Consider the following 22,233-nt stretch of genomic DNA (forward strand, 5'->3'; position numbering starts at 1 on the left):
TGCCGTCGCTAGACTAGCCCCTGAGGGCGCGCGACGCTAAACGTAAAGCGCGAGATGCTAAGGGGATCGCGCTAAGCAACGCGCGAACATCCGGGCTAGGTGGGGTTGCCGGCACCGCCGTAGAAGGCGCAGCCCTGCCAGGTCTGGCCATTGATGCGCAATTCGGCCTGCAGCGATTGCACGGTGCCGGTACGGCCGTCCACGCAGCGGCGCGGATTGATCCACAACTCGACCTTCTCGCCATTGGCCTCGGTGGACAGGGCGCGCATGCCGCCGGGCAATTCTTCCTGCACGAAGGGCAGGGCGCGGCGCTGTTGGCCGGCGGTACTGACCAGCATGCCCTGGTTGCTGACCTGGACGCTCCAGTCCGGTCCATGGCCACCGGCGTTCATGGCGGTGCGCTTGAAGTTGGGATCGCTGCAACCCGGACCGCTGTACTGCACGCGGTAGACGTCGGTGACGGCGAACACGCCCTGGGCGCCATCGCGACCGCCGGACTTGAGCTTGCCGCGCAGATCGGCGAACAGCGACGCGGCACCGCTGTCGGCGGCCAGTTCGTGGGCATCGCGCAGGATGGCGGTGTTGTTGGCGTCGGTGACGTCGAAGAAGCGCTGTTCCCGGCAGGGGCGGAACAGCAGCTGGTCACCGCTCCAGCGCAGATCGCCCTGCAGGCGTTCGCCGCCCGGTGCACGCGGGGTGTCGTCGCTCTGGAACAGACTGCAACCGCCGAGGAGGCCGAGCAGGGCAAGGGGAAAGATGGAACGCGGCGCTGGCATCGCGGGACTCCCGACTGAGGTGGGCACACGTTACTCAGACAACGTCGGGAGCTCAAGGACTTACCAGACGCGATAAGTCTTGCCGGTTTCTCGTCCTTCTACGCTGCGTTCGTAGGCGCGGGCGGCTTCGGCGACGGGAATGGCCTTGAAGCCGAGGAAGAAGTCGCCATAGTGCGCCAGGGACTCTTCTACCACGGTGGGGCTGACCACATTCAGGCGCTGGCCGCGTGGTAGCTCGATGGCGGCACCTCGGGCGAAACCTTCCAGCCCCGCGTTGACCATGGCCGCCGCGCTGCCCTGGTGGATGGGATGTTCGCTCACGATGCCGCTGGTGAGGGTAAAGGAGGCACCGTCGGACGCCTGGGCCTGGCCCAGCAACACCAGGTTGACCTGGCCCATGAGTTTACTGCTCAGGCCGACTTGGAAGTCGGCCTGGGTCAATTCGGTCACAGGTGCGAAGGCGAGGGCGCCGGTGGCACTGACCAGGGCATCGAAGCGGCCGACCTTGGCGAACAGGGCACGGATGGAGTCCGGCTGGGTGATGTCCGCCTGGAGATCGCCCGAGTGGCGACCGACCCGCACCAAATCGTGGCGCCTACCGAGGCGTTCGGCGATGGCGCTGCCCAGGGTACCGCTGGCACCGACGAGGATGATTTTCATGGGACGACTCCGTGAAGGGAAAGGAGTCCTCAGCCTAGAATGGCGCATTGCCCTGATAAATCACCGGAATGGCAATCCAGTGTTTCCTGGAGGAAACGATGCAGGACGACTTCGCCGATCTCGCCGCCTTCGCCATCCTCTGTGAAAGCGGCAGCTTCACCCGTGCCGCCGAGCGCCTGGGCTGCAGCAAGGGGCAGCTGTCGAAGCGCATCCGCGCGCTGGAGGTACGGCTGGAGACCCGCCTGCTGCACCGCACCACCCGCCGCCTCGATCCCACCGCCGCCGGGCGCACCCTGCTGCCCGAGGCCCAGGCGCTGGTGCGCCAGCGTGAGCGGGCCCTGCAGAGCGTGGCCCGGCTGCAGGAGGAGGCCGTCGGTCCGGTACGCCTGACCGTGCCGGTGTCCCTGGGCTACACCTTTTTCGAGGTGCTGCTGGCCTGCCGCGCCGCCCATCCCGCCATCCAGTTGGACCTGGTGCTGGACAATGGCTACCGCGACCTGGTGGCCGAGGGCTTCGACCTGGCGATCCGTGCGCGGGTGGAGCCGGACGAGCGCCTGGTCGCCCGCCCACTGTTCGCCATGCAGGAGGTGACCTGCGCCGCGCCCGCCTACCTGGCCGCGCATGAGTTGCCGCAGGTGCCCGAGGAGCTGCTCGATCACCGTTGCCTGGTGAACAATCACTATGCCGAGGGCGAGGTCTGGCTCTATCACCGCGATCACCGCCTCGGTCGTGTCCAGGTGGCGCCCAGCCTGGCCTGCAATCACTACAGCCTGCTCAAGCAGGCAGCCCTGGCCGGGCAGGGCATCGCCCGGCTGCCGTCGTTCATGGTGCACGAGGAGTTGGCCAGCGGTGCACTGGTCTGGCTGCTCAGGGACTGGCGCACGCCCAGCCAGCCGCTGTTTCTGGTGCACCCCTACCAGGGCGGCCTGCCCAAGCGGACGCGGGTGGTGGCGGAAGCCCTGAGCGACTGGTTCGAGCGCAGTCGGCAGCGGTTGGAGGCGTTGGGGTAGGTGCGGTGCCTGTACATCACCGTAGGTTGGGTTGAGCGCAGCGAAGCCCAACAGAGCTGGAGTTCGAGCATGCACTGTTGGGCTTCGACGGTGGCGCCGTCTCAACCCAACCTACGGTCGATCCGCCGTAGGTTGGGTTGAGCGTAGCGAAGCCCAACAGAGCCGGAATTCGAGCAGGCACCGTTGGGCTTCGACGATGGCGCCGTCTCAACCCAACCTACGGTCGATCCGCCGTAGGTTGGGTTGAGCGTAGCGAAGCCCAACAGAGCCGGAATTCGAGCAGGCACCGTTGGGCTTCGACGGTGGAGCCGTCTCAACCTAACCTACGTGCTATCGCGGCCATGGGCCGCTCCTACAGGCAACCGTAGGAGCGGCCCATGGCCGCGATGAGATCCACAGCAAGAGCGGTGGCATCGGCGGACCGCCATGGCCGCGATTGGAGTAGGACTCAACCGCCCAGATAGGCCTTGCGCACGTCCGGGTTGGCCAGCAGTTCGGCGCCGCTGTCCTGCATGACGATGCGGCCGTTCTCCAGCACGTAGCCGCGGTCGGCCAGCTTGAGCGCCTGGTTGGCGTTCTGCTCGACCAGGAACACCGTCACCCCATCCTGGCGCAGCTGTTCGATGATCTCGAAGATCTGCTGGATGATGATGGGCGCCAGCCCCAGCGAGGGTTCGTCCAGCAGCAGCAGGCGCGGCTCGCTCATCATCGCCCGGCCGATGGCGAGCATCTGCTGCTCGCCGCCGGACATGGTGCCGGCGCGCTGGGCATAGCGCTCCTTGAGGCGTGGGAAGAGGCCGAGGACCCTGTCCAGCTGACGGTCGTAGCCGTCTTTCTCGGTGAAGAAGCCGCCCATGGCCAGGTTCTCTTCCACGGTCAGGCGGGCGAACACTCGGCGGCCTTCCGGCACCACGGCGATGCCCTTGCGCATGATCTGCGCGGTTTCCTGGCCGACCAGTTCTTCGCCCTCGTAGCGGATGCTGCCGCCGTGGGCGCGCGGGGTACCGCAGAGGGTCATCAGCAGGGTGGACTTGCCGGCCCCGTTGGCGCCGATCAGGGTGACGATCTCGCCCCGGTTCACCTGCACGCTGACGCCATGCAGCGCCTGGATCTTGCCGTAGAAGGTGGAGACGTTGTCGAACTGCAGCATGGTGGTCTCCATCAGGATTCGCCCAGGTAGGCCTTGATCACGTCGGGGTTGTTGCGGATCTGCTCCGGCGTCCCGTCGGCCAGGGGGGTGCCCTGGTTGATCACCACGATGTGGTCGGAAATGCTCATCACCAGGTGCATGTCGTGCTCGATCAGCAGCACGGTCACGCCATGCTCGGCGCGCAGCAGGGCGATGAGCGCCTTGAGGTCCTCGGTCTCGCGCGGGTTGAGACCGGCGGCCGGCTCGTCGAGCATGAGGATCTGCGGGCGGGTCATCATGCAGCGGGCGATTTCCAGACGGCGCTGCTGGCCATAGGCGAGGTTGCCGGCGTTGCGGTTGGCGAATTCGGTGAGGTTGACCTGCTCCAGCCAGAAGCGCGCGTAGTCCATGGCCTCGGCCTCGCTCTTGCGAAAGGCCGGGGTCTTGAACAGGCCGGCCAGGAAGCCGGTGTTGAGGTGGCGATGCTGGGCGACCAGCAGGTTCTCCACCGCGGTCATTTCCTTGAACAGGCGGACGTTCTGGAAGGTGCGCACCACGCCCTTGCGGGCGATCCTGTGCCCAGGCAGGCCCTGGATGGCCTCGCCGTTGAGCAGGATCTCCCCGCCGCTGGGACGGTAGAAGCCGGTCAGGCAGTTGAACACGGTGGTCTTGCCGGCGCCGTTGGGGCCGATCAGCGAGACCACCTGGCCCTGCTCCACGCGGATGTTGACGCCGTTGACGGCCAGCAGGCCGCCGAACCTCATGGACAGGCCGGAAACATCGAGAAGGGCTTGGCTCATTTGCGCAACTCCAGGTGCGGGCGTTGCATCGGGAGCAGGCCTTGCGGACGCCAGATCATCATCACGACCATCAGCAGGCCGAACATCAACATGCGGTATTCGCTGAATTCGCGCATCAGCTCCGGCAGCAGGATCATCACGATCGCCGCGAGGATCACGCCGAGCTGGGAACCCATGCCGCCCAGCACCACGATGGCCAGGATGATGGCCGATTCGATGAAGGTGAAGGACTCCGGCGATACCAGGCCCTGGCGGGCGGCGAAGAAGCTGCCGGCGAAACCGGCGAAGCAGGCGCCCAGGGTAAAGGCCGAGAGCTTGATCAGCGTGGGATTCAGACCCAGGGCGCGGCAGGCGATCTCGTCTTCGCGCAGGGCTTCCCAGGCGCGGCCGATGGGCATGCGCAAGAGGCGGTTGATCACGAACAGGGTCAGCAGCACCAGCAGCAGGGCGATCAAATAAAGGAAGATCACCTTGTACTCGGAGTTGTAGGGGATGCCGAAATACTCGTGGAAGGGCGTCATGCCCTCGGGTGCCCGGCGCTCGAAGGTCAGGCCGAACAGGGTCGGCTTGTCGATGCCGCTGATGCCGTTGGGGCCGCCGGTCCATTCGGTGAGATTGCGCAGGAGGATGCGGATGATCTCGCCGAAGCCCAGGGTGACGATGGCCAGGTAGTCGCCGCGCAGGCGCAGCACCGGGAAGCCGAGCAGGAAGCCGAACAGCGCCGCCATCAGCCCCGCCAGCGGCAGGCAGACCCAGAAGCCGAGGCCGTAGTAGTGGGAGAGCATGGCGTAGGTGTAGGCGCCGACGGCATAGAAGCCGACGTAGCCCAGGTCGAGCAGGCCGGCCAGGCCCACCACGATGTTCAGACCGAGGCCGAGCATCACGTAGATGAGGATCAGGGTGGCGATGTCCACCGCGCCGCGCGAGCCGTAGAAGGGCCACGCCAGGGCGACCAGCACCAGGGCCAGGATCACCCAGCGCTGGGTCTTGGGTTCGGTGAGCTTGGTGCCCAGGCCGGTAACCGGCAGCTGCAGGCCGCCGCGGTTACGCCAGCCGGCGGTGAGCGGATCACGCACAAGCTGCCAGACGAACATCAGCACCGCGGCCAGGGCCACGATCCAGAGGGTACGCGGCGTGGCGCCGTGCACTTCGAGGTTGACGCCGACCGTTTCCAGCTTGAGGCCGAGGATGGGATAGGCGACGGCCAGCACCAGCAGGGCGCTGAAGAAGGCGGTTCGCAGACGGGCACTCATACCTTTTCCACCTCCGGGCGACCGAGGATGCCGGTGGGGCGGAACAGCAGCACCAGTACCAGCAGGCTGAAGGCCACCACGTCCTTGTACTGGTCACCGAAGACGTCGGCACCGAAGGCTTCGGCCACGCCCAGCACCAGGCCGCCGAGCATGGCGCCGGGGATGCTGCCGATGCCCCCGAGCACGGCGGCGGTAAAGGCCTTGATGCCGGCCAGGAAGCCCAGGCTCGGGTTGATCACGCCGTACTGGATGCCCAGCAGCACCGCGGCCACGGCGGCCAGGGTGGCGCCGATGACGAAGGTCAGGGCGATGATGCCATTGGTGTTGATGCCCAGCAGGTTGGCCATCTTGATGTCCTCGGCGCAGGCGCGGCAGGCGCGGCCCAGGCGGGAGCGGGAGATGAACCAGGTCAGGCCGAACATGGTGAGCAGGGTGACGATGAAGATCAGCACCTGTACATAGGAGATCACCACGCCATTCATGGCGTCGGTGCCGATGATGAAGTTGCCCGGCAGCAGGTTGGGGATCGACTTGTCCTTGGAATCCTGGGCCAGCAGCACCCAGTTCTGCAGGAAGATCGACATGCCGATCGCCGAGATCAGCGGGATCAGCCGGTTACCGCCACGCAGGGGGCGATAGGCGATGCGTTCGATGCTGTAGCCATAGGCACTGGCGATGACGATGCTGGCGGCGAAGGCGGCGAGCATGACGATGGGCAGGCTGTGGATGCCCAGCATGGCGAGGCCCGCGATGGCGATGAAGGCCACGTAGGAGCCGATCATGTACACCTCGCCATGGGCGAAGTTGATCATGCCGATGATGCCGTAGACCATGGTGTAGCCGATGGCGATCAGGGCATAGGTGCTGCCGACCGTGAGGCCGTTCACCAGCTGTTGCAGGTAATGGTAGAACTCGGGCATGGGTGTCTCCAGGGGACCCAAGTGCACTTCTGGTGCGGGTCCCAGGCCTCGGATGGAGGCGGATAAACGAAGCCCACCGCCGTTGGCGGTGGGCTCCGGTGTTACAGGCAGGGCTTACTTGGCTTCGGTCTTGGAGCCGTCGGCGTGCCATTCGTAGACCACGAACTCGAAGTTCTTCAGGTCGCCTTTCTCGTCGAACGCCAACTCACCGGTGGGGGTGTTGAAGGTGTTGCTGCGCAGTGCCTTGGCCACGTCCTCGGGCTTCTCGTCGCCCGCCTTCTCGATGCCCTGGGCGATGACCTGCACGGCGGCGTAGGAGGGGAACACGAAGGGACCGCTCGCATCCTGCTTCTTGTCCTTGAACGCCTGCACCAGGGCCTGGTTCTTGGGATCCTGGTCGAAGGAGCGCGGCAGGGTGACCAGCAGGCCTTCGGAGGCCTTGCCGGCGATGGCGGAGATGGAGCTGTTGCCCACGCCTTCCGGACCCATGAACTTGGCGGTCAGGCCCTTCTCGGCCGCCTGGCGCAGGATCAGACCCAGCTCGGGGTGGTAGCCGCCGTAGTAGACGAAGTCGACGTTGGCCTGCTTGAGCTTGGCGATCAGCGAGGAGAAGTCCTTGTCGCCGGAGTTGATGCCTTCGAACATGGCGACCTTGATGCCGGCCTTGTCCAGGGTCTGCTTGACCGCGGTGGCGATGCCTTCGCCGTACTGCTGCTTGTCGTGGATGACGGCGACGACCTTGGGCTTGACGTGCTCGACGATGAACTTGCCGGCGGTCGGGCCCTGCATGTTGTCCAGGCCGATGGTGCGGAAGATCAGCTTGTAGCCACGGTTGGTGATGTCGGGGCTGGTGGCCGCCGGAGTCACCATCAGAATGCCTTCGTCCTCATAGATGTCGGAGGCGGGCTGGGTCGAGCTGGAGCAGAGGTGACCGACGACGAACTTGACGCCATCGTTGACGATCTTGTTGGCTACGGCCACGGCTTGCTTGGGATCGCAGGCGTCGTCGTAGATCACGCCTTCGAGCTGCTTGCCCTTGACGCCGCCAGCCTTGTTGATCTGCTCGATGGCCATCTGAGCACCAATGAACTCCATGTCACCGTACTGGGCGACCGGACCGGTCTTGGGGCCGGCCAGACCGATCTTCAGGGTGTCGGCTGCCAGGGTGTGGCTGGCCATGCCGGCCAGGGCCAGGGCCGCGATCAGACGGGAGAAACGCAGAGTTGCCTTTTTCATGAGTGCTCCACTCGGAATGCTTTTATTAATGAGGCAGTTGGAAGCGAAAGTGTGCCGATTTTGTTCTATATGACGCGCTGCGCAGTTTAATCACCGTCTGTTCGTCTTGGAAAGCTGGCGACGACAACTTGTCGGACTTGTCGACCGTGCGTCCGGGCGCTCGGCAAGCGAAGAGGGCACCGGTAGAATCCGCCCTTTTCGCGAGGCCTGCACCATGACCGATCACGCAACGCGCTACGCCACCCTGCTCGGGCAGACTGCCGCCATCGGCTGGGAAGAATTGCAACCGCATTTTGCGCGGGGCGTGCTGCTGGAAGTGGCACCGGAGCTGGACCTGATCGAGGCGGCCATCGCCGTGACCCAGGACGATGCCGCCCGGGTGGGGCTGTGGCTGCAGCAGGGCCAGCTGGCCAAGGTCGACGAAGACCGGGCGCGCCGCCGACTGGAAGCGCCGGCGGTGGCCCTGTGGGCGGTGGTGGTCGCGCCCTGGGTGCTGATGCAGGAGCGTCCGGCCGAGCGCTGAAACGCAAAGGCCCGCGCAAGGCGGGCCGTTGGCTGGCGGGCGTGACTCAGCGTTCGCTGTCGAGATCGCGGAGCTGGTGTTCGCCGTAGCGATCGCCGGCCACCGCGCCTGGCGGCAGCAGCCGTTCCAGCTCGGCACGGTCCGCGGCGCTCAGGGTCACCGCCAGCGCACCGAGGGATTCGTCCAGCTGATCGCGGCGGCGGGCACCGACCAGGGGCACGATGTCGTCGCCCTGGGCGGCGACCCAGGCGACCGCCAGCCGGGCAGGGGTGGTGCCCCGGCGTTCGGCGAATTGTTGCAGACCTTCCACCAACGCCAGGTTGCGCTCCACGTTGCCCGGCTGAAAGCGCGGACTATGGGCGCGGAAGTCACCGCTGCCGGCGGGCTGGCGCCAGTGGCCGCTGAGCAGACCCCGGGAGAGCACGCCATAGGCGGTGATGCCGATGCCCAGGTCGCGGCAGGTCGGCAGGATCTCCGCCTCGATGCCGCGCGAAACCAGCGAATACTCGATCTGCAGGTCGCAGACCGGATGCACGGCCGCTGCTCGCCGCAGGGTCTCGGCCCCCACTTCCGAGAGGCCGATATGGCGGATGTAGCCAGCCTGCACCAATTCGGCGAGGGTGCCCATGGTGTCCTCGATGGGCACCTGGCGATCCAGTCGCGCCGGACGATAGATGTCGATATGGTCCACCCCCAGGCGCTTGAGGCTGTAGGCGACGAAATTCTTGATCGCCGCCGGCCGGGTGTCGTAGCCCAGCCACTCGCCGCCCGGACCGCGCAGGGCGCCGAACTTGACGCTGATCAGCGCCTGATCGCGCCGACCGCGCAGGGCTTCGCCCAGCAGCAGTTCGTTGTGGCCCATGCCATAGAAGTCACCGGTGTCGAATAGGGTGACGCCACGTTCGAGGGCGGCCTGGACGGTGGCGATGGCCTCGCCACGGTCGGCGGCGCCATAAAGATCGGACATGCCCATGCAGCCCAGACCAAGGCTCGATACCAAGGGGCCCTGCTGGCCCAAGCGACGCTGTTGCATGAGGGATTCCTCGTCAGATGGATGAGGCTTCACTCTAGCCAGGATGACGCTGTGCGATAATCCGCTCTCGACACAACGACCTGTTCGCTCAGCCGTACAATGGAGGCGCCTTGAATCTGGATGACCTGGCGGCCTTCGCCGCCGTGGCCGAGGCCCGCAGCTTTCGTGGCGCCGCCTATGTGCGCGGCGTGGCGGCGTCTTCGCTGAGCGATGCGGTGCGGCGGCTGGAGCGGGAGCTGGATGTCCGGCTGCTGCACCGCACCACCCGCAGCGTGACGCCCACCGCGGCCGGCCAGCGTCTGCTGGAGCGCCTCACCCCCGCGCTGCGCGAGGTGCGCGGCGCGCTGGACGCCATCAATGCCGAGGGCGAGAGTCCGGTGGGGAGCCTGAGACTCAATGTGCCCACCATCGTCGCCCGGGTACTGCTGCCGCCGCTGATCGGTCCCTTCCTGGCCCGGCATCCGGGCATTCGCCTGGAGGTGGTGGCCGAGGACCGGCTGATCGACGTGCTCGCCGCGGGTTTCGATGCCGGGGTGCGCTACGACGAGCACCTGGAGGCCGACATGATCAGCGTACGGCTGGGTCCGGTCACCCAGAGATTCGCCGTGGCCGGAACCCCTGCCTACCTGGAACGACACGGCGTACCGGCACACCCCGCCGACCTGGTCCGGCATTCTTGCATCGGGCATCGCTTCGCCAGCGGCCTGGTGGCGCAGTGGAGCTTCGAGCGTGGCAGCGAGGTCATCAACGTTGCGCCGGGCAGTCGCCTGCTGGCCTCGACACTCGATCTGGAATTGCAGGCCGCCCTCGACGGTGTCGGCCTGATCTATTCCTTCGCCGACTACCTGGCCGAACCCCTGGCCGACGGCCGCCTGGTCGAGGTGCTGACGGACTGGTCCACGGCCTTTCCCGGTCCGCGGCTCTACTATGCGGATCGCCGCCAGCTACCGGCCCCGCTGCGGGCCTTCGTGGCCTTCTTGCGCGAGCGTCATGGCTAGGCGATCGCGCGGGGCGCCGCTACCCTGAGCGCCAGTCCGCCGCCTGGAGCCGCCATGACGTCCCTGTTCATCCGCCTGGTACCGTGCCCATGATCATCGGCACCGCCGGTCACATCGACCATGGCAAGACCGCTCTGATCCAGGCCCTCACCGGGGTCGCCGGTGACCGCCGCCGCGAGGAGCAGGCGCGCGGCATCACTATCGACCTGGGCTATGTCTATGCCGATCTGGGCGACGGCGGGCTTACCGGTTTCATCGACGTCCCCGGTCACGAGCGCTTCGTGCACAACATGCTGGCGGGCGCCAGCGGCCTGGATCTGGCCCTGCTGGTGGTGGCGGCCGACGACGGCGTCATGCCGCAGACCCGCGAGCACCTGGCGATCCTCGAATTGCTCGGCATTCCCCGGCTGCTGGTGGCCCTGACCAAGGCCGATCGGGTGGATGCCGAGCGACTGGCCCAGGTGCGTCAGGACGTCAGTGCGCTGCTGGCCGCCGGCCCCTTTGCCGGAGCGCCGCTGTATCCGGTGGCCAGCCCCAGCGGCGTGGGCATCCCCGAATTGCGCGCCGCCTTGCTCGCGGCCCTGGGTCAGGTGCGCCAGCGCAACGCCCGCGGCGGCTTTCGCCTGGCCGTGGACCGGGTATTCAGCGTCGCCGGGGCCGGGGTGGTGGTCACCGGTACCGCCTTCGCCGGCCAGGTGGCCGTCGGCGACGAACTCATCCTCACCCCGCGTGGCCAGCGCCTGCGGGTGCGAGGATTGCACGCCCAGAATCGCGCGGCGGAAATCGCTCAGGCCGGTCAGCGGGTGTCGCTCAATCTCGCCGGCGAGCGGCTGAGCACCGACAGTATCGCCCGCGGTGACTGGCTGGTGGCCGAGGCGCTGCATGCGCCCACCACCCGGATCGACGTGGAGCTACGGCTGCTGCCTGGCGAGGCGCGCAACCTGGCGCACTGGACGCCAGTGCACGTGCACCTGGGCGCCCAGGATCTCACCGGGCGCGTCGCCCTGCTGGAAGGCGACAGCCTGGCCCCCGGCGCCATGGCCCTGGCACAGCTGGTACTCAATGCGCCGCTGCACGGGGTGCATGGCGATCGCCTGGTGCTACGTGACCAGTCCGCCCAGCGCACCCTGGGCGGGGCCCGGCTGCTCGATCCCTTCGCCCCGGCGCGCCATCGCCGCACGCCGCAGCGACTGGCACAACTCCAGGCACTGCGTCGGGGCGGTCTGGAGGAGGCGCTGCCTGAACTCCTGGCCCAGGCCGACGGCGGTCTCGATCCACGGCTGCTGGCGCGTCAGTTCAACCGACCCGAAGGCGACTGGCAACTGCCCGCCGACACCCTGAGAGTGGACACGCGGGTTGGTCCGCGCCTGTTCGCGGCGGCTCTGTGGCAGGCAGCGCTCGAGCGCCTGAGCGAGGCGTTGGCGACCTTTCACCAGGAACAACCCGACGAGCTGGGTCCGGATCGGGATCGCCTCCGCCGCATCGCCGCGCCGGAACTGGAGCGGGCGGTCTATCTGGCCCTGCTGGAGACGGCCCTGGCCGAGGGACGACTGCAGAGCAGCGGTCCCTGGTTGCACCTGCCCGATCACCGGGTACGCCTCACCGCGGCAGAGGAGGGGCTCAAGGCCAGGCTCTGGCCGCTGCTCACGGCCCAGCGCTTCGATCCGCCTTGGACCCGCGATCTCGCCAAGAGCCTGGGTCAGCCCGAGGCCGAGGTGCGGCTGTTGCTGCGCAAACTGGCCCGACTGGGGGAACTGACCCAGGTGGTCAGGGATCTCTTCTATCCCCAGGCCAGCTTGGAAGCCGCGGCCGGCGAGGCATTGCGCCTGGAGCGCGAAGCAGGGATCATTCGCGCCGCGGCCTTCCGCGATGCTCTCGGCATCGGTCGCAAGCGCAGCATCCAGATCCTCGAATGCCTGGATCGCATCGGTTTCACCCGTCGCTTCGGTGACGAGCGCCGGGTTCGCCCGGACAGCGCCTGGGCCCGCGCGGCCGAGGGCTAGCGCAACAGAGGAAGGCAATCACGCCCGGTGGCGTGGCCGGGCTTCAAACCCGGTTGGGGACGGCAGCCGTTCCCGGGTGGGTTCGACTCCCACTGCCTTCCGCCATTTTTCGCCGTCAGTGCCCATCCGTCTGGTGATGGATCACCGCGCCCTCCCGTTGCAACTCCTGCAGAAACCACTCGGCCGCCCAGAGGTGTTCGGGCATATAGAGACCCGCCGGCAGGCGTTCACCGCCCGCCAGGCCCAGCACTCGCTCCAGCGACAGCACCAGCCCTAGGGCGGTCAGCGAGGCCTGCCCCTGGTTGAATTCCAGCACGGCGCGTGCACGGGTGGTCTGGCCGTCCCTTTCACCGGTCACCCTGACCGCGATCTCGGCCGCCGTTTCCGCGCCCCGCCGCCGGCTGGAGGACTCGCCCATGGCGATGTCGAAGCGGAGCTCCGGGGCGGCGGTGGTGGTCCAGAGACTGAGCAGATCGATGGAGCCGAAGGCCGTGGCGGTCAGCGTGCGACCGTCCAGCGCGGTGACGCTGCCCTGCAGGTCGGCACCGCTCAGCCAGGCGCGGCGTCCATGATGGAATGCCAGGGCAGCGGGCGCCGTGCTGTGCACCCGCTCCATGTCCTCCCAGGCCAGGGGACCGGCCGGGTCCGCCTCATCCAGCAAAACCTCTATACCGATGGCCGCGACCCGGGTGAAGCGGCGGGCGAGATCGAGTGCCAGCGCCAGGGCGGCACCCGAAGCCCAGTGGCTGGACAGCACCAGGGCATGCGCGTTGGGGCGGTGCATGAACTGGGCGACCTCCGGCCCCAGTTCGGTGACGCCGGTGTTGGCATTGAGATAGGGGATGCCCAGGTGCTGGGCGAGGCGCAAGCCGTGCAGGGCCTGATCCGGTGCCAGCATGATCATGGCTGCCGGGGTGAGAGCGGGATCCAATCCCAGCCCCGGCTGGTCGAGATCCAGGCGCACCGCCCAGGCCTGGCCGGCGGCCTGGGCGACATCCTCGGCCGTGGCGAGGTTGCGGCCGCCGACCAGCAGCGGCCAGTCAGGCTGGCGCTGGCGAAACCAGTGGATGGCCTGGCGGCCTACCGTGCCCGAACCGCCGGCAAAGAGTATGGGTTGCAGTGGCATGATGCTGTCCTCTTCGTTGCAGTGCTGAGGTTCCGGAGACCGCACAGCCGATTGCAAGGGGCTGTACTCCGCATTAACCTACCAGGAGTAGGTTCCAGTTCAGAATTAACCTACCTTTAGTAGGTTTGCAAGAAGACTTGACCAATGGCAGAGCAATCCATCCCTGAAAAACCGGTCTCCGAAGGGACCGGACGGCGTCTCTCAAAGGCAGCCCGGCGTCAGCAATTGCTGGAAACGGCACGGGTCATCGTTCGGGAAGAAGGCGCGGATCGCCTGACCCTGGGCTATCTGGCCGTGCAGGCGGGCGTCTCCAAACCGGTCGTCTACGAGCATTTCGGTACTCGCTCGGGGCTGCTCATCGAGCTCTATCGCTGGCTCGATCTGGCGCAGATGGATGCCTTTCGCCAGGCCATGACCGCCCGACAGCAGAGCGCCGAAGAGGCCAGCGCGGCGCTGGCCGAGGGCTACATCCGCTGCGTGACCGACATGCAGGGTGAAGTCGGCGTAGTGGCGGCGGCGCTGGCGGGGAGTGAGGAAAAGACGGCGGTGTACCAGGAGTTGCTGGAACATGGCACCCAGATGGTGGCGGCGGTGCTCACGCCGCACAGCAAAAGACCCGCCGCGGAGTTGCAGGTGTCCTGCATCGGTCTGGTCGGCGCCGGCGAGGCCCTGGCCGCGGCCGTGGTGCGCGGGGCGCTGGGCGAGCGCGAGGCCATCGAGGCCTTCACCCGCCTGGTGCACGCGGTGCTGTAGCGGCCGGCGCTAGTAGACGTCCTTTAGATAGCGCTTCTGCTCGCTCATCCCGCGCAGGTACTCGCTGGCGGCCTCGTCGCTGAGGTGGCCGTGGGTCGCCACCACCTGGCGCAGGGCCTGGTCGACGTCCTTGGCCATGAGGCTGGCGTCGCCGCAGACATAGACGCGGGCGCCGTCCTGCAGCCAGCGCCAGACCTCGGCGCCGCGTTCGCGCAGCCGATCCTGCACATAGACCTTCTCGGCCTGGTCGCGGGAGAAGGCCAGACTGAGTTCGTCCAGCAGGCCATCGCGCTGGAAGGCTTCCAGTTCGTCACGGTAGTAGAAGTCATGGGCGGCGTGCTGCTCGCCAAAGAACAGCCAGTTGCGGCCCTGATCGCCCCGGGCGCAGCGCTCGTGGAGAAAGCCGCGGAAGGGCGCGATACCGGTGCCGGGGCCGATCATGATCAGCGGGACGTCGCCCTGGTCCGGCAGGCGGAAATGGCGCGAGGACTGGATATGCACCTCGGTGGTGGCGTCCTGCAGGCGGTCGGCAAGAAAGGTGGAGGCCACGCCCTTGCGATTACCGTAGCGCACCGCCGAGACGGTGAGGTGCACCTGGCCGGCATGGGCCAGGGGGCTGGAAGCGATGGAATAGAGCCGCGGCTGCAAACGCTTGAGGCTGCTGAGCAACTCACTGGCGTCATGGCGGGCGGGAAAGCGGGCCAGCACATCGGCCAGTTGCCGACCCCAGAGCCAGCGCTTGAGGTCGTCGCGGTCGCCCAGCAGGGCGTGGCAATCGGCATTGCCACTGCGCTCGGCGATCAGCGCCAGGATCTCGGGGTTGGGGCGGGCGATCTCGTAGTGTTCGCCCAGCGCCTGGCGCAGCGACAGCTCGCCGACCTTGGGGACGGCGACCGGTTGTTCGCCATCCAGTCCGGCGAGGGCGAGGACTTCCTCGACCAGCTCCGGACAGTTGCGCGCCTTCACGCTCAAGGCGTCGCCGGCCTGGTAGGCCAGGGGTTGCTCGGACTCGAAACCGAATAGCCGCACCTCCTTGTTGGATCCGGCGCTGTTGAGTCTCCGGTTGATGACCAGTCGCGCCGGCACCGTGCTCGGGCGATGGGTGGTGGCCGGAGTCGCCAGGGGCACGCTGGTGGCCTGGGGGGCCAGCTGCCCTTGCAGGGCGGCCAGCCAAGCATCGGCGCCATCGAGGCCATCGACGTCGCAGTCCAGCCGTGGGCAGAGGCGGCGGGCGCCGAGTTCGGCCAGGCGGGCGTCGAGGCGCTGGCCGTGGCCGCAGAATTGGTCGTAGGTGGAATCGCCCAGGGCCAGCACGGCGTAGTCCAGTTCGGCCAGGGAGGCGTCGAGCCGATCGAGGCCCTGCCAGAAGGCCTGGCCATTGTCCGGGGCTTCGCCATCGCCAAAGGTGCTGCTGACCAGCAGGACGCGGCGGGCACCGGTCAGGCGTTCCACGGCATAGGCGGCCATGTCGTGCAATTCCACGCTGAGACCGGTCTGGCACAGGCGGGCGACGCAGCGCTCGGCCAGGGCTTCGGCGTTGCCGGTCTGGGACGCCCAAAGCACCACCAGGTCGGCCTGGGAGGCCGGGGCCATCTCCAGGCCGACAGCTTGGCTTTCCGGCAGGCGGCTGAACAACCCGGCGAGCAGGCCGTCGAGCCAGAGGCGGGTGTTGGCGGCCAGCGGCGCCTGGGCCGGCAGGCAGGGTATTCCCTGGGTCGCGCCGTCGCGCAGGCCGTCCATGAAGCCGGACAGGTAGGTGCGCTCGGCAGCGCTGAGCTGGGGCCGTACCGCGGTTGCGACCCCGGTGAGCTCGGCCAGGCGCGCCAGGGCGGGCAACTGAGCGCTCTCTGCGACGGGCTCGTCGGCCGGCAATTGGCGGTGGGGAATGGTGGCGACGCGGGTCAGGCGCACGGCGCAGACCTTGAGTTCCGGTTGCAGCGAGAGCGGATCGACGGCGTCGCTGGTGACGGCATTGATGGCCAGGTCGTTGCCCTGGACGTCGGCCCAGTGAAAGGGCGCGAAGCAGTTGCCGGGCTGGACCCGGTCGCTGAGGGTCACCGGCAACACGGCACGGCCGCGGCGCGAGGTGATCTCCAGCCGGTCGCCCGCCGCCAGGCCCAGGGCCTTGGCATCCTGGGGATGCACTTCGACGAAGGGCGCCGGATTGAGGCGATTGAGGGCGGCGATCTTGCCGGTCTTGGTCAGGGTGTGCCACTGGTGCTGCAGGCGGCCGGTGTTGAGCACGAAGGGGTAGTCGGCATCGGGTAATTCCGCCGGATCCAGGTGGGGACGGGCGAAGAATTGCGCCTTGCCGCTGGCGGTGGCGAAGTTGAGGGCGGTCGGTTCGCCGGTCTCACCCAGGCGCAGGGTCTGGCTACGACCGTCGTTGCGATAGCGGATCGGTTGGCGCGGATCACTCTCTTGGCTGGGGCAGGGCCATTGCAGCGGCGTCTGGCGCAGCCGGGCATGGCTGGCACCGCGGAGGTCGTAGCCGGTCTGGGGGTTGTGGAATTGCCGGATCTCGTCGAACACCTCAGCGGCCGAGGCGTAGCTGAAGTGCTCGCCATAACCCATCGCACAGGCGACGTCGGCGATGATCCGCCAGTCGGCGCGGGCCTCGCCGGGCGGATTGACGGCCTGGGGCGCCAGGGTCAGGTTGCGCTCGGAGTTGATCATCACCCCGTCGGCCTCGGCCCAGAGCGCGCCGGGCAGGAGGATGTCAGCGTACGGATTGGTCTCGGTGTCGAGAAAGGCGTCCTGGGTGATCACCAGTTCGGCGGCCTGCAGGCCGCGGATGACCGTCTCGCGATTGGCCACGCTGGCCACCGGGTTGGTGCAGATGATCCAGCAGGCCTTCACGGTGCCGGCGGCCAGCTCCTCGAACAGGGCGACGGTGCCCTGGCCAAGACGGGTGTGCAGGGTGCCCTCGGGAATGTCCCAGGCCCGCTCGACGAAGGTGCGGTCGGCGGCCGACAGCAGGCTGCGTTGGCCGGGCAGGCCGGGGCCCATGTAGCCCATCTCGCGCCCGCCCATGGCGTTGGGCTGGCCGGTGAGGGAGAAGGGGCCGCTGCCGGGGCGGCAGATCTTGCCGGTGGCCAGGTGCAGGTTGCACAGGGCGTTGGTGCTCCAGGTGCCATGGGTGCTCTGATTCAGGCCCATGGTCCAGAGGCTGGTCCATTCGCCGGCTTCGCCGATCCAGCGCGCGGCGGTGCGGATGTCCGCCTCGGCCAGCCCCGTCCCGGCGGCCACGCGCGCGGGACTGTAGTCGGCGAGAAAATCGGGCATGGCCTCCCAGCCTTCGGTATGGGCGGCGATGAAGGCTTCGTCCAGATGGCCCTCGGCGTGCAACAGGTGCAGCAGGCCATTGAGTAGCAGCAGATCGGTGCCCGGGCGCAGTTGCAGGAAGAGATCGGCCTTCTCGGCGGTGGCGGTGCGCCGCGGATCGATGACGATCAGCCGGGCGCCGCGCTTGACCCGATCCAGCAGGCGCAGGAAGAGGATGGGGTGACAGTCGGCCATATTGGCGCCGCTGACCAGGAAGAGATCGGCGTGGTCGAGGTCGTCGTAGGAGCCGGGCGGGCCGTCGGCGCCAAGGGACAGCTTGTAGCCGGTGCCGGCGCTGGCCATGCACAGCCGGGAATTGGATTCGAGCTGGTTGGTGCCGATGAAGCCCCGCGCCAGCTTGCTTACCAGGTACTGGGCCTCCAGCGACAGCTGGCCGGACACATAGAAGGCGATGGCGTCCGGCCCGTGGCGGTCGAGGATGGCACGCAACCGCTCGGCGGTGGCAGCGACGGCCTGGTCCAGCGCGGTCTGCACCGGTTCGTGGGAGCGGTCGTGGCGGACGTAGGCCTGCGCCATGCGCCCGCTGTCCACCAGCGCCTGGTGGCTGGTGCTGCCCTTGGTGCAGAGGCGGCCGCGATTGGCGGGATGGTCGCGATCGCCGCTGACCTTGGTGATCCGGCCATCTTCCACCTGCATGACGATCCCGCAGCCGACGCCGCAGTAGGGGCAGACGCTCTTGATGTGGGTAGTGGCCATGGCAAGGATCCTTCGAGAACCAGAAAGCGAAAAGGCGCCGGTCGTGCTCCCCGGAGGGAGACGAACACGGCGCCTTTGTCGTGAAAGGGGGCGATCGGCGTTGACCGCTCCATGCTGGGTATTTAGCAAGGCCCGCGCCAGCTTGGTCCGACGGGCTCAGGGAGCGCATGACTGCTGGTCTGGCGGAGGGGCGGTAGTCCTGCTCGACGTCATGGCAACCACGGGTGATGTGCGCCGTGACGGGGCAGGCAGGCCTTGCCTTGCACCGTTGTGGTTCCGGCTGGCGGGTAGCCGGTGGCGAGTCGGCGATGCCCTCTGCTGGCTGCAGGCCGCGCCAGTGGCGGATCTCCAGGCGATCAGGCAGAACTGGCACAGCCGATGCAAAAGCCCTGACAGACCCGCATTTTCGGGTCGCCCGGTCGATCAACGGCGATCGACAGCCACTGCAGGCGGCGGGCACGGAGCAGAGCCCAGGGCTCCTCCCTACATAGAACAGGCAAAGGCGCCTGAGACCGCAAGGTTTCAGGCGCCTTTTTATTTGCCGCGACTCAACCTGATTGGCCTCGGCCGGGGGATAGCCTCCATGAACAGCATCGTGACCCGCAAAGAACGCCTGATCGTCGTCGGCAACGGCATGGTCGGCCATCACCTCGTTGAGCAGCTGCTGGCGGCCGGCGCCCTGGACCACTACGAGATCCACGTCTTCGGCGAAGAGCGTCAGCGCGCCTACGACCGGGTGCATCTCTCGGAATACTTCGCCGGCCGTGACGCCGAATCCCTGGCGATGAGCGCAGCCGACCTCTATGCCGTGCCCGGCCTGGTGCTGCACCTGGGCTGCGCGGTGACCGGCATCGACCGCGAACAGCGTGAGGTGCTGACCCCTGAAGGCGCCTTTGGCTACGACCGCCTGGTACTGGCCACCGGCTCCTATCCCTTCGTGCCGCCCATCGAGGGCGCCGAAGGCGACTCACGCCTGGTCTATCGCACCCTGGACGACCTGGACACCATCCGCCTGGCCGCCGCCAAGGCGCGCCGCGGCGTAGTGGTGGGCGGCGGCCTGCTCGGCCTGGAAGCGGCCAATGCGTTGAAATCCCTGGGCCTGGAAGCCCATGTGGTGGAATTCGCCCCGCGCTTGATGCCGGTGCAGCTGGACGACCTGGGCGGTGCCGCCCTGCGCCAGCGCATCGAAGACCTGGGCGTGGGCGTGCACCTGTCCAAGGCCACCCAGAACATCACCGCCGGCAGCGAGTACCGCTACCGCATGAACTTCGCCGGCGAGGATTTCCTCGAGACCGACCTGATCCTGTTTTCCGCCGGCATCCGTCCCCAGGACGCCCTGGCCCGCAGCTGCGGCCTGGAACTCGGCGCCCGCGGCGGAGTGGCGGTGGACAACGGCTGCCTGACCAGCGACCCCTTCATCCATGCCATCGGCGAGTGCGCCGCCTGGAACGGCAGCGTCTTCGGCCTGGTCGCCCCGGGCTACCAGATGGCGCGCCTGGTGTCCGCCACCCTCTGCCACGGCCAGGCCACGCCCTTCACCGGCGCCGACATGTCCACCAAGCTCAAGCTGCTGGGCGTGGACGTGGGCTCCATCGGCGATGCCCACGGCGCCACGCCCGGGGCGCGCAGCTATCGCTACATCGACGAAGCCAGCGCCAGCTATCGCCGCCTGGTGGTCTCCGCCGACGGCAAACACGTGCTCGGCGCCGTGCTGGTGGGCGACAACAGCTACTACGACACCCTGCTGCAATACGCCCAGAACGGCATCCCGCTGCCCCAGGACCCGGCCAGCCTGATCATGCCGGTGGGCGAGGGCGCCCCGACCCTGGGCGCCGATGCCCTGCCGGCCACCGCCACCCTCTGCTCTTGCCACAACGTCACCAAGGGCGCGGTCTGCGCCGCCATCGACGCCGGCTGCACCGATCTCGCCGGCATCAAGAGCTGCACCAAGGCCGCCACCGGTTGCGGCGGCTGCGCGGCGCTGGTCAAGCAGGTCTTCGAGCACGAGCTGATCGCCCGGGGCGTCGAGGTCGACAAGAGTCTCTGCGAACACTTCGCCCACACGCGCCAGGAGCTCTATCACCTGGTACGGGTGGAAGGCATCCAGAGCTTCGACGAGCTACTGGCGCGTCACGGTCGCGGCCACCATGGCTGCGACATCTGCAAGCCGGCGGTGGCCAACGTCCTGGCCTCCTGCTGGAACGCGCCCATCACCGATCCGCACCTGGTGCCGCTGCAGGACACCAACGACACCTTCATGGCCAACATGCAGAAGAACGGCACCTATTCGGTGGTGCCACGCATTCCGGGTGGCGAGATCAGCCCGGAAGGCCTGATCGCCATCGGCCAGGTGGCGAAGAAGTACGACCTCTACACCAAGATCACCGGCGGCCAGCGCATCGATCTCTTCGGCGCCCAGCTGCACGAATTGCCGGACATCTGGGGCGAGCTGATCGCCGCCGGCTTCGAGACCGGCCATGCCTACGGCAAGTCGACCCGCACGGTGAAAAGCTGCGTCGGCAGCACCTGGTGCCGCTACGGGGTGCAGGACAGCGTCAAGATGGCGCTGGACATCGAGCACCGCTACAAGGGCCTGCGCGCGCCGCACAAGCTCAAGTTCGCTGTCAGCGGCTGCACCCGCGAGTGCGCCGAGGCCCAGAGCAAGGACATCGGCGTGATCGCCACCGAGAACGGCTGGAATCTCTATGTCTGCGGCAACGGCGGCATGCGGCCACGCCATGCCGAGCTGTTCGCCACCGACCTGGATGACGAGACCCTGATCCGCTACATCGACCGCCTGTTGATGTTCTACATCCGCACTGCCGACCGCCTGCAGCGCACCTCGGTGTGGCGCGAGTCGCTGGAGGGCGGCCTCGACTACCTCAAGCAGGTGATCATCGAAGACAGCCTGGGCCTGAGTGCCGAGCTGGAAGCCCAGATGCAGCTGGTGGTGGATCGCTACGAATGCGAATGGGCCAATGCCCTGAACGATCCCGACAAGCTCAAGCGCTTCCGGACCTTCGTCAACCAGCGCGGCAACGACCCGGACATCCACTTCGTCAAGGAGCGCGGCCAGCGCCGGCCGGCGCGTCACCACGAACTTCAGCTCATCGCCGTCACCGAGGAGGCTTGACCATGACCCAGACCAATACCGCTCGCGCCCTGGAGCCCCGCTGGCAACCCCTGTGCCACCTGACCGATCTGGTGCCCCAGTCCGGTGTGGTGGCCCTGTACGAGGGCGAGCAGGTGGCGCTGTTCTATCTACCCGAGACCGAGCAGAAGGTCTTCGCCGTGGGCAATCGCGATCCCAAGTCCGGCGCCAATGTCATCGGCCGCGGCATCGTCGGCCAACTGGGCCAAGACCTGGTGATCGCCTCGCCGCTGTACAAGCAGCATTTCCGCCTGGCGGACGGTGGCTGCCTGGAATACCCCGAGCAGGCGCTGCCCACCTGGGCGGTACGGCTGAACGGGGAGCGGGTGGAGATCGCCTGAGGCTTTCGCGTCTGGCCTTCCCTCACCCCACTTTTCTCCCGGAGGGAGAGGGGGCGGTATGGCGTGGCGCGGAGCTCGCGTAGCCTGGACAACGGCGCAGCCTTGCCCGGGTGATCACCGCACCTAGGCGGCTAACTGTTGCACCCACCGTAGTGCAGCGTTGCGCGATAGGTGCGGGTCCAGGCAGGCGAAAATGCCTGGTCGGGGCGATACTCAAGGAGCGGGGACGCTGTCTGCCGATCCTGGCAGTCGCCCTGCGGGAGGTCATCATGCGCCTGACAAGAACAATTCGCTCCGCGCTGTTCATCGCCCTGCTGCTGGCCCTGGCCGCCATCGCCCTGCTGGAAGGCTGGCGCGCGCAACCGGTGGGAGAACCCGCCTTGCGCGCCGATCCGGTCTGTAGCCACGGCTATGCGCCCTATGGCTGCTATCCGGTACCGGCCCGTGGCGGCGACCTGGGGTGGCTGGAGCGACTCTAGG

At 67.6% G+C, this 22,233-nt stretch carries 18 protein-coding genes and 1 tRNA gene; 9 read left to right on the forward strand and 10 right to left on the reverse strand.

Going from position 1 to position 22,233, the window contains the following annotated elements:
• Positions 1 to 95: 95 nt before the first annotated feature.
• Together V6W80_RS05760 and V6W80_RS05765 are read right to left on the reverse strand one after the other, a co-directional pair.
• Positions 96 to 776, reverse strand: a complete 681-nt coding sequence (locus V6W80_RS05760; protein WP_338546159.1) for a hypothetical protein — start codon at positions 774 to 776, stop codon at positions 96 to 98.
• Between the two features lie 60 nt (positions 777 to 836).
• Positions 837 to 1,436, reverse strand: coding sequence for a short chain dehydrogenase (locus tag V6W80_RS05765; protein WP_017642427.1), 600 nt, complete (start codon positions 1,434 to 1,436; stop codon positions 837 to 839).
• 98 nt (positions 1,437 to 1,534) lie between these two features.
• On the opposite strand from V6W80_RS05765, the gene V6W80_RS05770 reads away from it, so the two are divergent.
• Positions 1,535 to 2,446, forward strand: coding sequence for a LysR family transcriptional regulator (locus tag V6W80_RS05770; protein ID WP_064307300.1), 912 nt, complete (start codon positions 1,535 to 1,537; stop codon positions 2,444 to 2,446).
• 448 nt (positions 2,447 to 2,894) lie between these two features.
• Here the strand turns inward: V6W80_RS05770 and V6W80_RS05775 are convergent, their stop codons facing one another.
• From V6W80_RS05775 to V6W80_RS05795, 5 genes are all read right to left on the reverse strand, one after another.
• Positions 2,895 to 3,596 carry an ABC transporter ATP-binding protein gene (locus V6W80_RS05775; protein WP_017642425.1) on the reverse strand — a complete coding sequence of 234 codons (702 nt, stop codon included), beginning with the start codon at positions 3,594 to 3,596 and terminating at the stop codon, positions 2,895 to 2,897.
• A gap of 11 nt (positions 3,597 to 3,607) precedes the next feature.
• Positions 3,608 to 4,375, reverse strand: a complete 768-nt coding sequence (gene livG, locus V6W80_RS05780) for a high-affinity branched-chain amino acid ABC transporter ATP-binding protein LivG (RefSeq protein WP_017642424.1) — start codon at positions 4,373 to 4,375, stop codon at positions 3,608 to 3,610.
• Positions 4,372 to 5,628, reverse strand: a complete 1,257-nt coding sequence (locus V6W80_RS05785; protein WP_064307298.1) for a high-affinity branched-chain amino acid ABC transporter permease LivM — start codon at positions 5,626 to 5,628, stop codon at positions 4,372 to 4,374. Before V6W80_RS05785 ends, livG begins: the two co-directional genes overlap by 4 nt.
• Positions 5,625 to 6,548 carry a high-affinity branched-chain amino acid ABC transporter permease LivH gene (livH, locus tag V6W80_RS05790; protein WP_017642422.1) on the reverse strand — a complete coding sequence of 308 codons (924 nt, stop codon included), beginning with the start codon at positions 6,546 to 6,548 and terminating at the stop codon, positions 5,625 to 5,627. Before livH ends, V6W80_RS05785 begins: the two co-directional genes overlap by 4 nt.
• A 114-nt stretch (positions 6,549 to 6,662) precedes the next feature.
• Positions 6,663 to 7,784: a branched-chain amino acid ABC transporter substrate-binding protein gene (locus V6W80_RS05795; RefSeq protein WP_017642421.1), complete on the reverse strand. Its 1,122-nt coding sequence runs from the start codon at positions 7,782 to 7,784 to the stop codon at positions 6,663 to 6,665.
• A 214-nt stretch (positions 7,785 to 7,998) separates the two neighbouring features.
• Between V6W80_RS05795 and V6W80_RS05800 the strand changes: the two genes are divergently transcribed.
• Entirely contained in the window at positions 7,999 to 8,307 is a 309-nt protein-coding gene (locus V6W80_RS05800; RefSeq protein ID WP_017642420.1) for a DUF2288 family protein, read from the forward strand.
• A gap of 46 nt (positions 8,308 to 8,353) precedes the next feature.
• Here V6W80_RS05800 and V6W80_RS05805 read toward each other — a convergent pair whose 3' ends face one another.
• A complete protein-coding gene (locus V6W80_RS05805) occupies positions 8,354 to 9,340 on the reverse strand; it encodes an aldo/keto reductase (RefSeq protein WP_338546161.1) in 987 nt (328 codons plus the stop codon).
• A 110-nt stretch (positions 9,341 to 9,450) separates the two neighbouring features.
• Between V6W80_RS05805 and V6W80_RS05810 the strand changes: the two genes are divergently transcribed.
• From V6W80_RS05810 to V6W80_RS05820, 3 genes are all read left to right on the forward strand, one after another.
• Complete coding sequence (locus V6W80_RS05810) at positions 9,451 to 10,338, forward strand: LysR family transcriptional regulator (protein WP_338546163.1); 888 nt, start codon at positions 9,451 to 9,453, stop codon at positions 10,336 to 10,338.
• Between the two features lie 89 nt (positions 10,339 to 10,427).
• The gene (gene selB / locus V6W80_RS05815) at positions 10,428 to 12,341 is read left to right on the forward strand and encodes a selenocysteine-specific translation elongation factor (protein ID WP_338546164.1); all 1,914 of its coding nucleotides are present in this window, start codon (positions 10,428 to 10,430) and stop codon (positions 12,339 to 12,341) included.
• A gap of 9 nt (positions 12,342 to 12,350) precedes the next feature.
• Positions 12,351 to 12,446 (forward strand) — tRNA-Sec (locus V6W80_RS05820).
• A 10-nt stretch (positions 12,447 to 12,456) separates the two neighbouring features.
• On the opposite strand, the gene V6W80_RS05825 is transcribed toward V6W80_RS05820, so the two are convergent.
• Positions 12,457 to 13,467: a hypothetical protein gene (locus V6W80_RS05825; RefSeq protein ID WP_184291543.1), complete on the reverse strand. Its 1,011-nt coding sequence runs from the start codon at positions 13,465 to 13,467 to the stop codon at positions 12,457 to 12,459.
• Between the two features lie 144 nt (positions 13,468 to 13,611).
• Between V6W80_RS05825 and V6W80_RS05830 the strand changes: the two genes are divergently transcribed.
• A complete protein-coding gene (locus V6W80_RS05830; RefSeq protein ID WP_338546165.1) occupies positions 13,612 to 14,220 on the forward strand; it encodes a TetR/AcrR family transcriptional regulator in 609 nt (202 codons plus the stop codon).
• A gap of 9 nt (positions 14,221 to 14,229) precedes the next feature.
• Here V6W80_RS05830 and V6W80_RS05835 read toward each other — a convergent pair whose 3' ends face one another.
• Positions 14,230 to 18,261 carry a bifunctional nitrate reductase/sulfite reductase flavoprotein subunit alpha gene (locus tag V6W80_RS05835; RefSeq protein ID WP_338546166.1) on the reverse strand — a complete coding sequence of 1,344 codons (4,032 nt, stop codon included), beginning with the start codon at positions 18,259 to 18,261 and terminating at the stop codon, positions 14,230 to 14,232.
• A 583-nt stretch (positions 18,262 to 18,844) separates the two neighbouring features.
• Here V6W80_RS05835 and nirB point away from each other — a divergent pair.
• The 3 genes from nirB to V6W80_RS05850 all read left to right on the forward strand — a co-directional run bounded on the left by nirB (position 18,845) and on the right by V6W80_RS05850 (position 22,232).
• Positions 18,845 to 21,394 (forward strand): nitrite reductase large subunit NirB, encoded by a 2,550-nt coding sequence (gene nirB, locus V6W80_RS05840; protein WP_338546167.1) that lies wholly within the window; start codon positions 18,845 to 18,847, stop codon positions 21,392 to 21,394.
• Positions 21,395 to 21,396: 2 nt separating this feature from the next.
• A complete protein-coding gene (gene nirD / locus V6W80_RS05845; protein ID WP_017642412.1) occupies positions 21,397 to 21,753 on the forward strand; it encodes a nitrite reductase small subunit NirD in 357 nt (118 codons plus the stop codon).
• A gap of 269 nt (positions 21,754 to 22,022) precedes the next feature.
• The gene (locus tag V6W80_RS05850) at positions 22,023 to 22,232 is read left to right on the forward strand and encodes a hypothetical protein (protein ID WP_068383766.1); all 210 of its coding nucleotides are present in this window, start codon (positions 22,023 to 22,025) and stop codon (positions 22,230 to 22,232) included.
• Position 22,233: the final 1 nt, after the last annotated feature.

Origin of the sequence: Pseudomonas benzopyrenica, assembly GCF_036884265.1 — a bacterium.
Lineage (GTDB): Bacteria > Pseudomonadota > Gammaproteobacteria > Pseudomonadales > Pseudomonadaceae > Chryseomonas > Chryseomonas benzopyrenica.

Coding starts and splice junctions, on each gene's coding strand:
- nirD (WP_017642412.1), top strand. CDS start 21,397: ATGACCCAGACCAATACCGCTCGCGCCCTGGAGCCCCGCTGGCAACCC.
- nirB (WP_338546167.1), top strand. CDS start 18,845: ATGAACAGCATCGTGACCCGCAAAGAACGCCTGATCGTCGTCGGCAAC.
- V6W80_RS05770 (WP_064307300.1), top strand. CDS start 1,535: ATGCAGGACGACTTCGCCGATCTCGCCGCCTTCGCCATCCTCTGTGAA.
- V6W80_RS05830 (WP_338546165.1), top strand. CDS start 13,612: ATGGCAGAGCAATCCATCCCTGAAAAACCGGTCTCCGAAGGGACCGGA.
- V6W80_RS05775 (WP_017642425.1), bottom strand. CDS start 3,596: ATGCTGCAGTTCGACAACGTCTCCACCTTCTACGGCAAGATCCAGGCG.
- livH (WP_017642422.1), bottom strand. CDS start 6,548: ATGCCCGAGTTCTACCATTACCTGCAACAGCTGGTGAACGGCCTCACG.
- V6W80_RS05765 (WP_017642427.1), bottom strand. CDS start 1,436: ATGAAAATCATCCTCGTCGGTGCCAGCGGTACCCTGGGCAGCGCCATC.
- V6W80_RS05805 (WP_338546161.1), bottom strand. CDS start 9,340: ATGCAACAGCGTCGCTTGGGCCAGCAGGGCCCCTTGGTATCGAGCCTT.
- V6W80_RS05835 (WP_338546166.1), bottom strand. CDS start 18,261: ATGGCCACTACCCACATCAAGAGCGTCTGCCCCTACTGCGGCGTCGGC.
- V6W80_RS05760 (WP_338546159.1), bottom strand. CDS start 776: ATGCCAGCGCCGCGTTCCATCTTTCCCCTTGCCCTGCTCGGCCTCCTC.
- livG (WP_017642424.1), bottom strand. CDS start 4,375: ATGAGCCAAGCCCTTCTCGATGTTTCCGGCCTGTCCATGAGGTTCGGC.
- selB (WP_338546164.1), top strand. CDS start 10,428: ATGATCATCGGCACCGCCGGTCACATCGACCATGGCAAGACCGCTCTG.
- V6W80_RS05850 (WP_068383766.1), top strand. CDS start 22,023: ATGCGCCTGACAAGAACAATTCGCTCCGCGCTGTTCATCGCCCTGCTG.
- V6W80_RS05795 (WP_017642421.1), bottom strand. CDS start 7,784: ATGAAAAAGGCAACTCTGCGTTTCTCCCGTCTGATCGCGGCCCTGGCC.
- V6W80_RS05825 (WP_184291543.1), bottom strand. CDS start 13,467: ATGCCACTGCAACCCATACTCTTTGCCGGCGGTTCGGGCACGGTAGGC.
- V6W80_RS05800 (WP_017642420.1), top strand. CDS start 7,999: ATGACCGATCACGCAACGCGCTACGCCACCCTGCTCGGGCAGACTGCC.
- V6W80_RS05785 (WP_064307298.1), bottom strand. CDS start 5,628: ATGAGTGCCCGTCTGCGAACCGCCTTCTTCAGCGCCCTGCTGGTGCTG.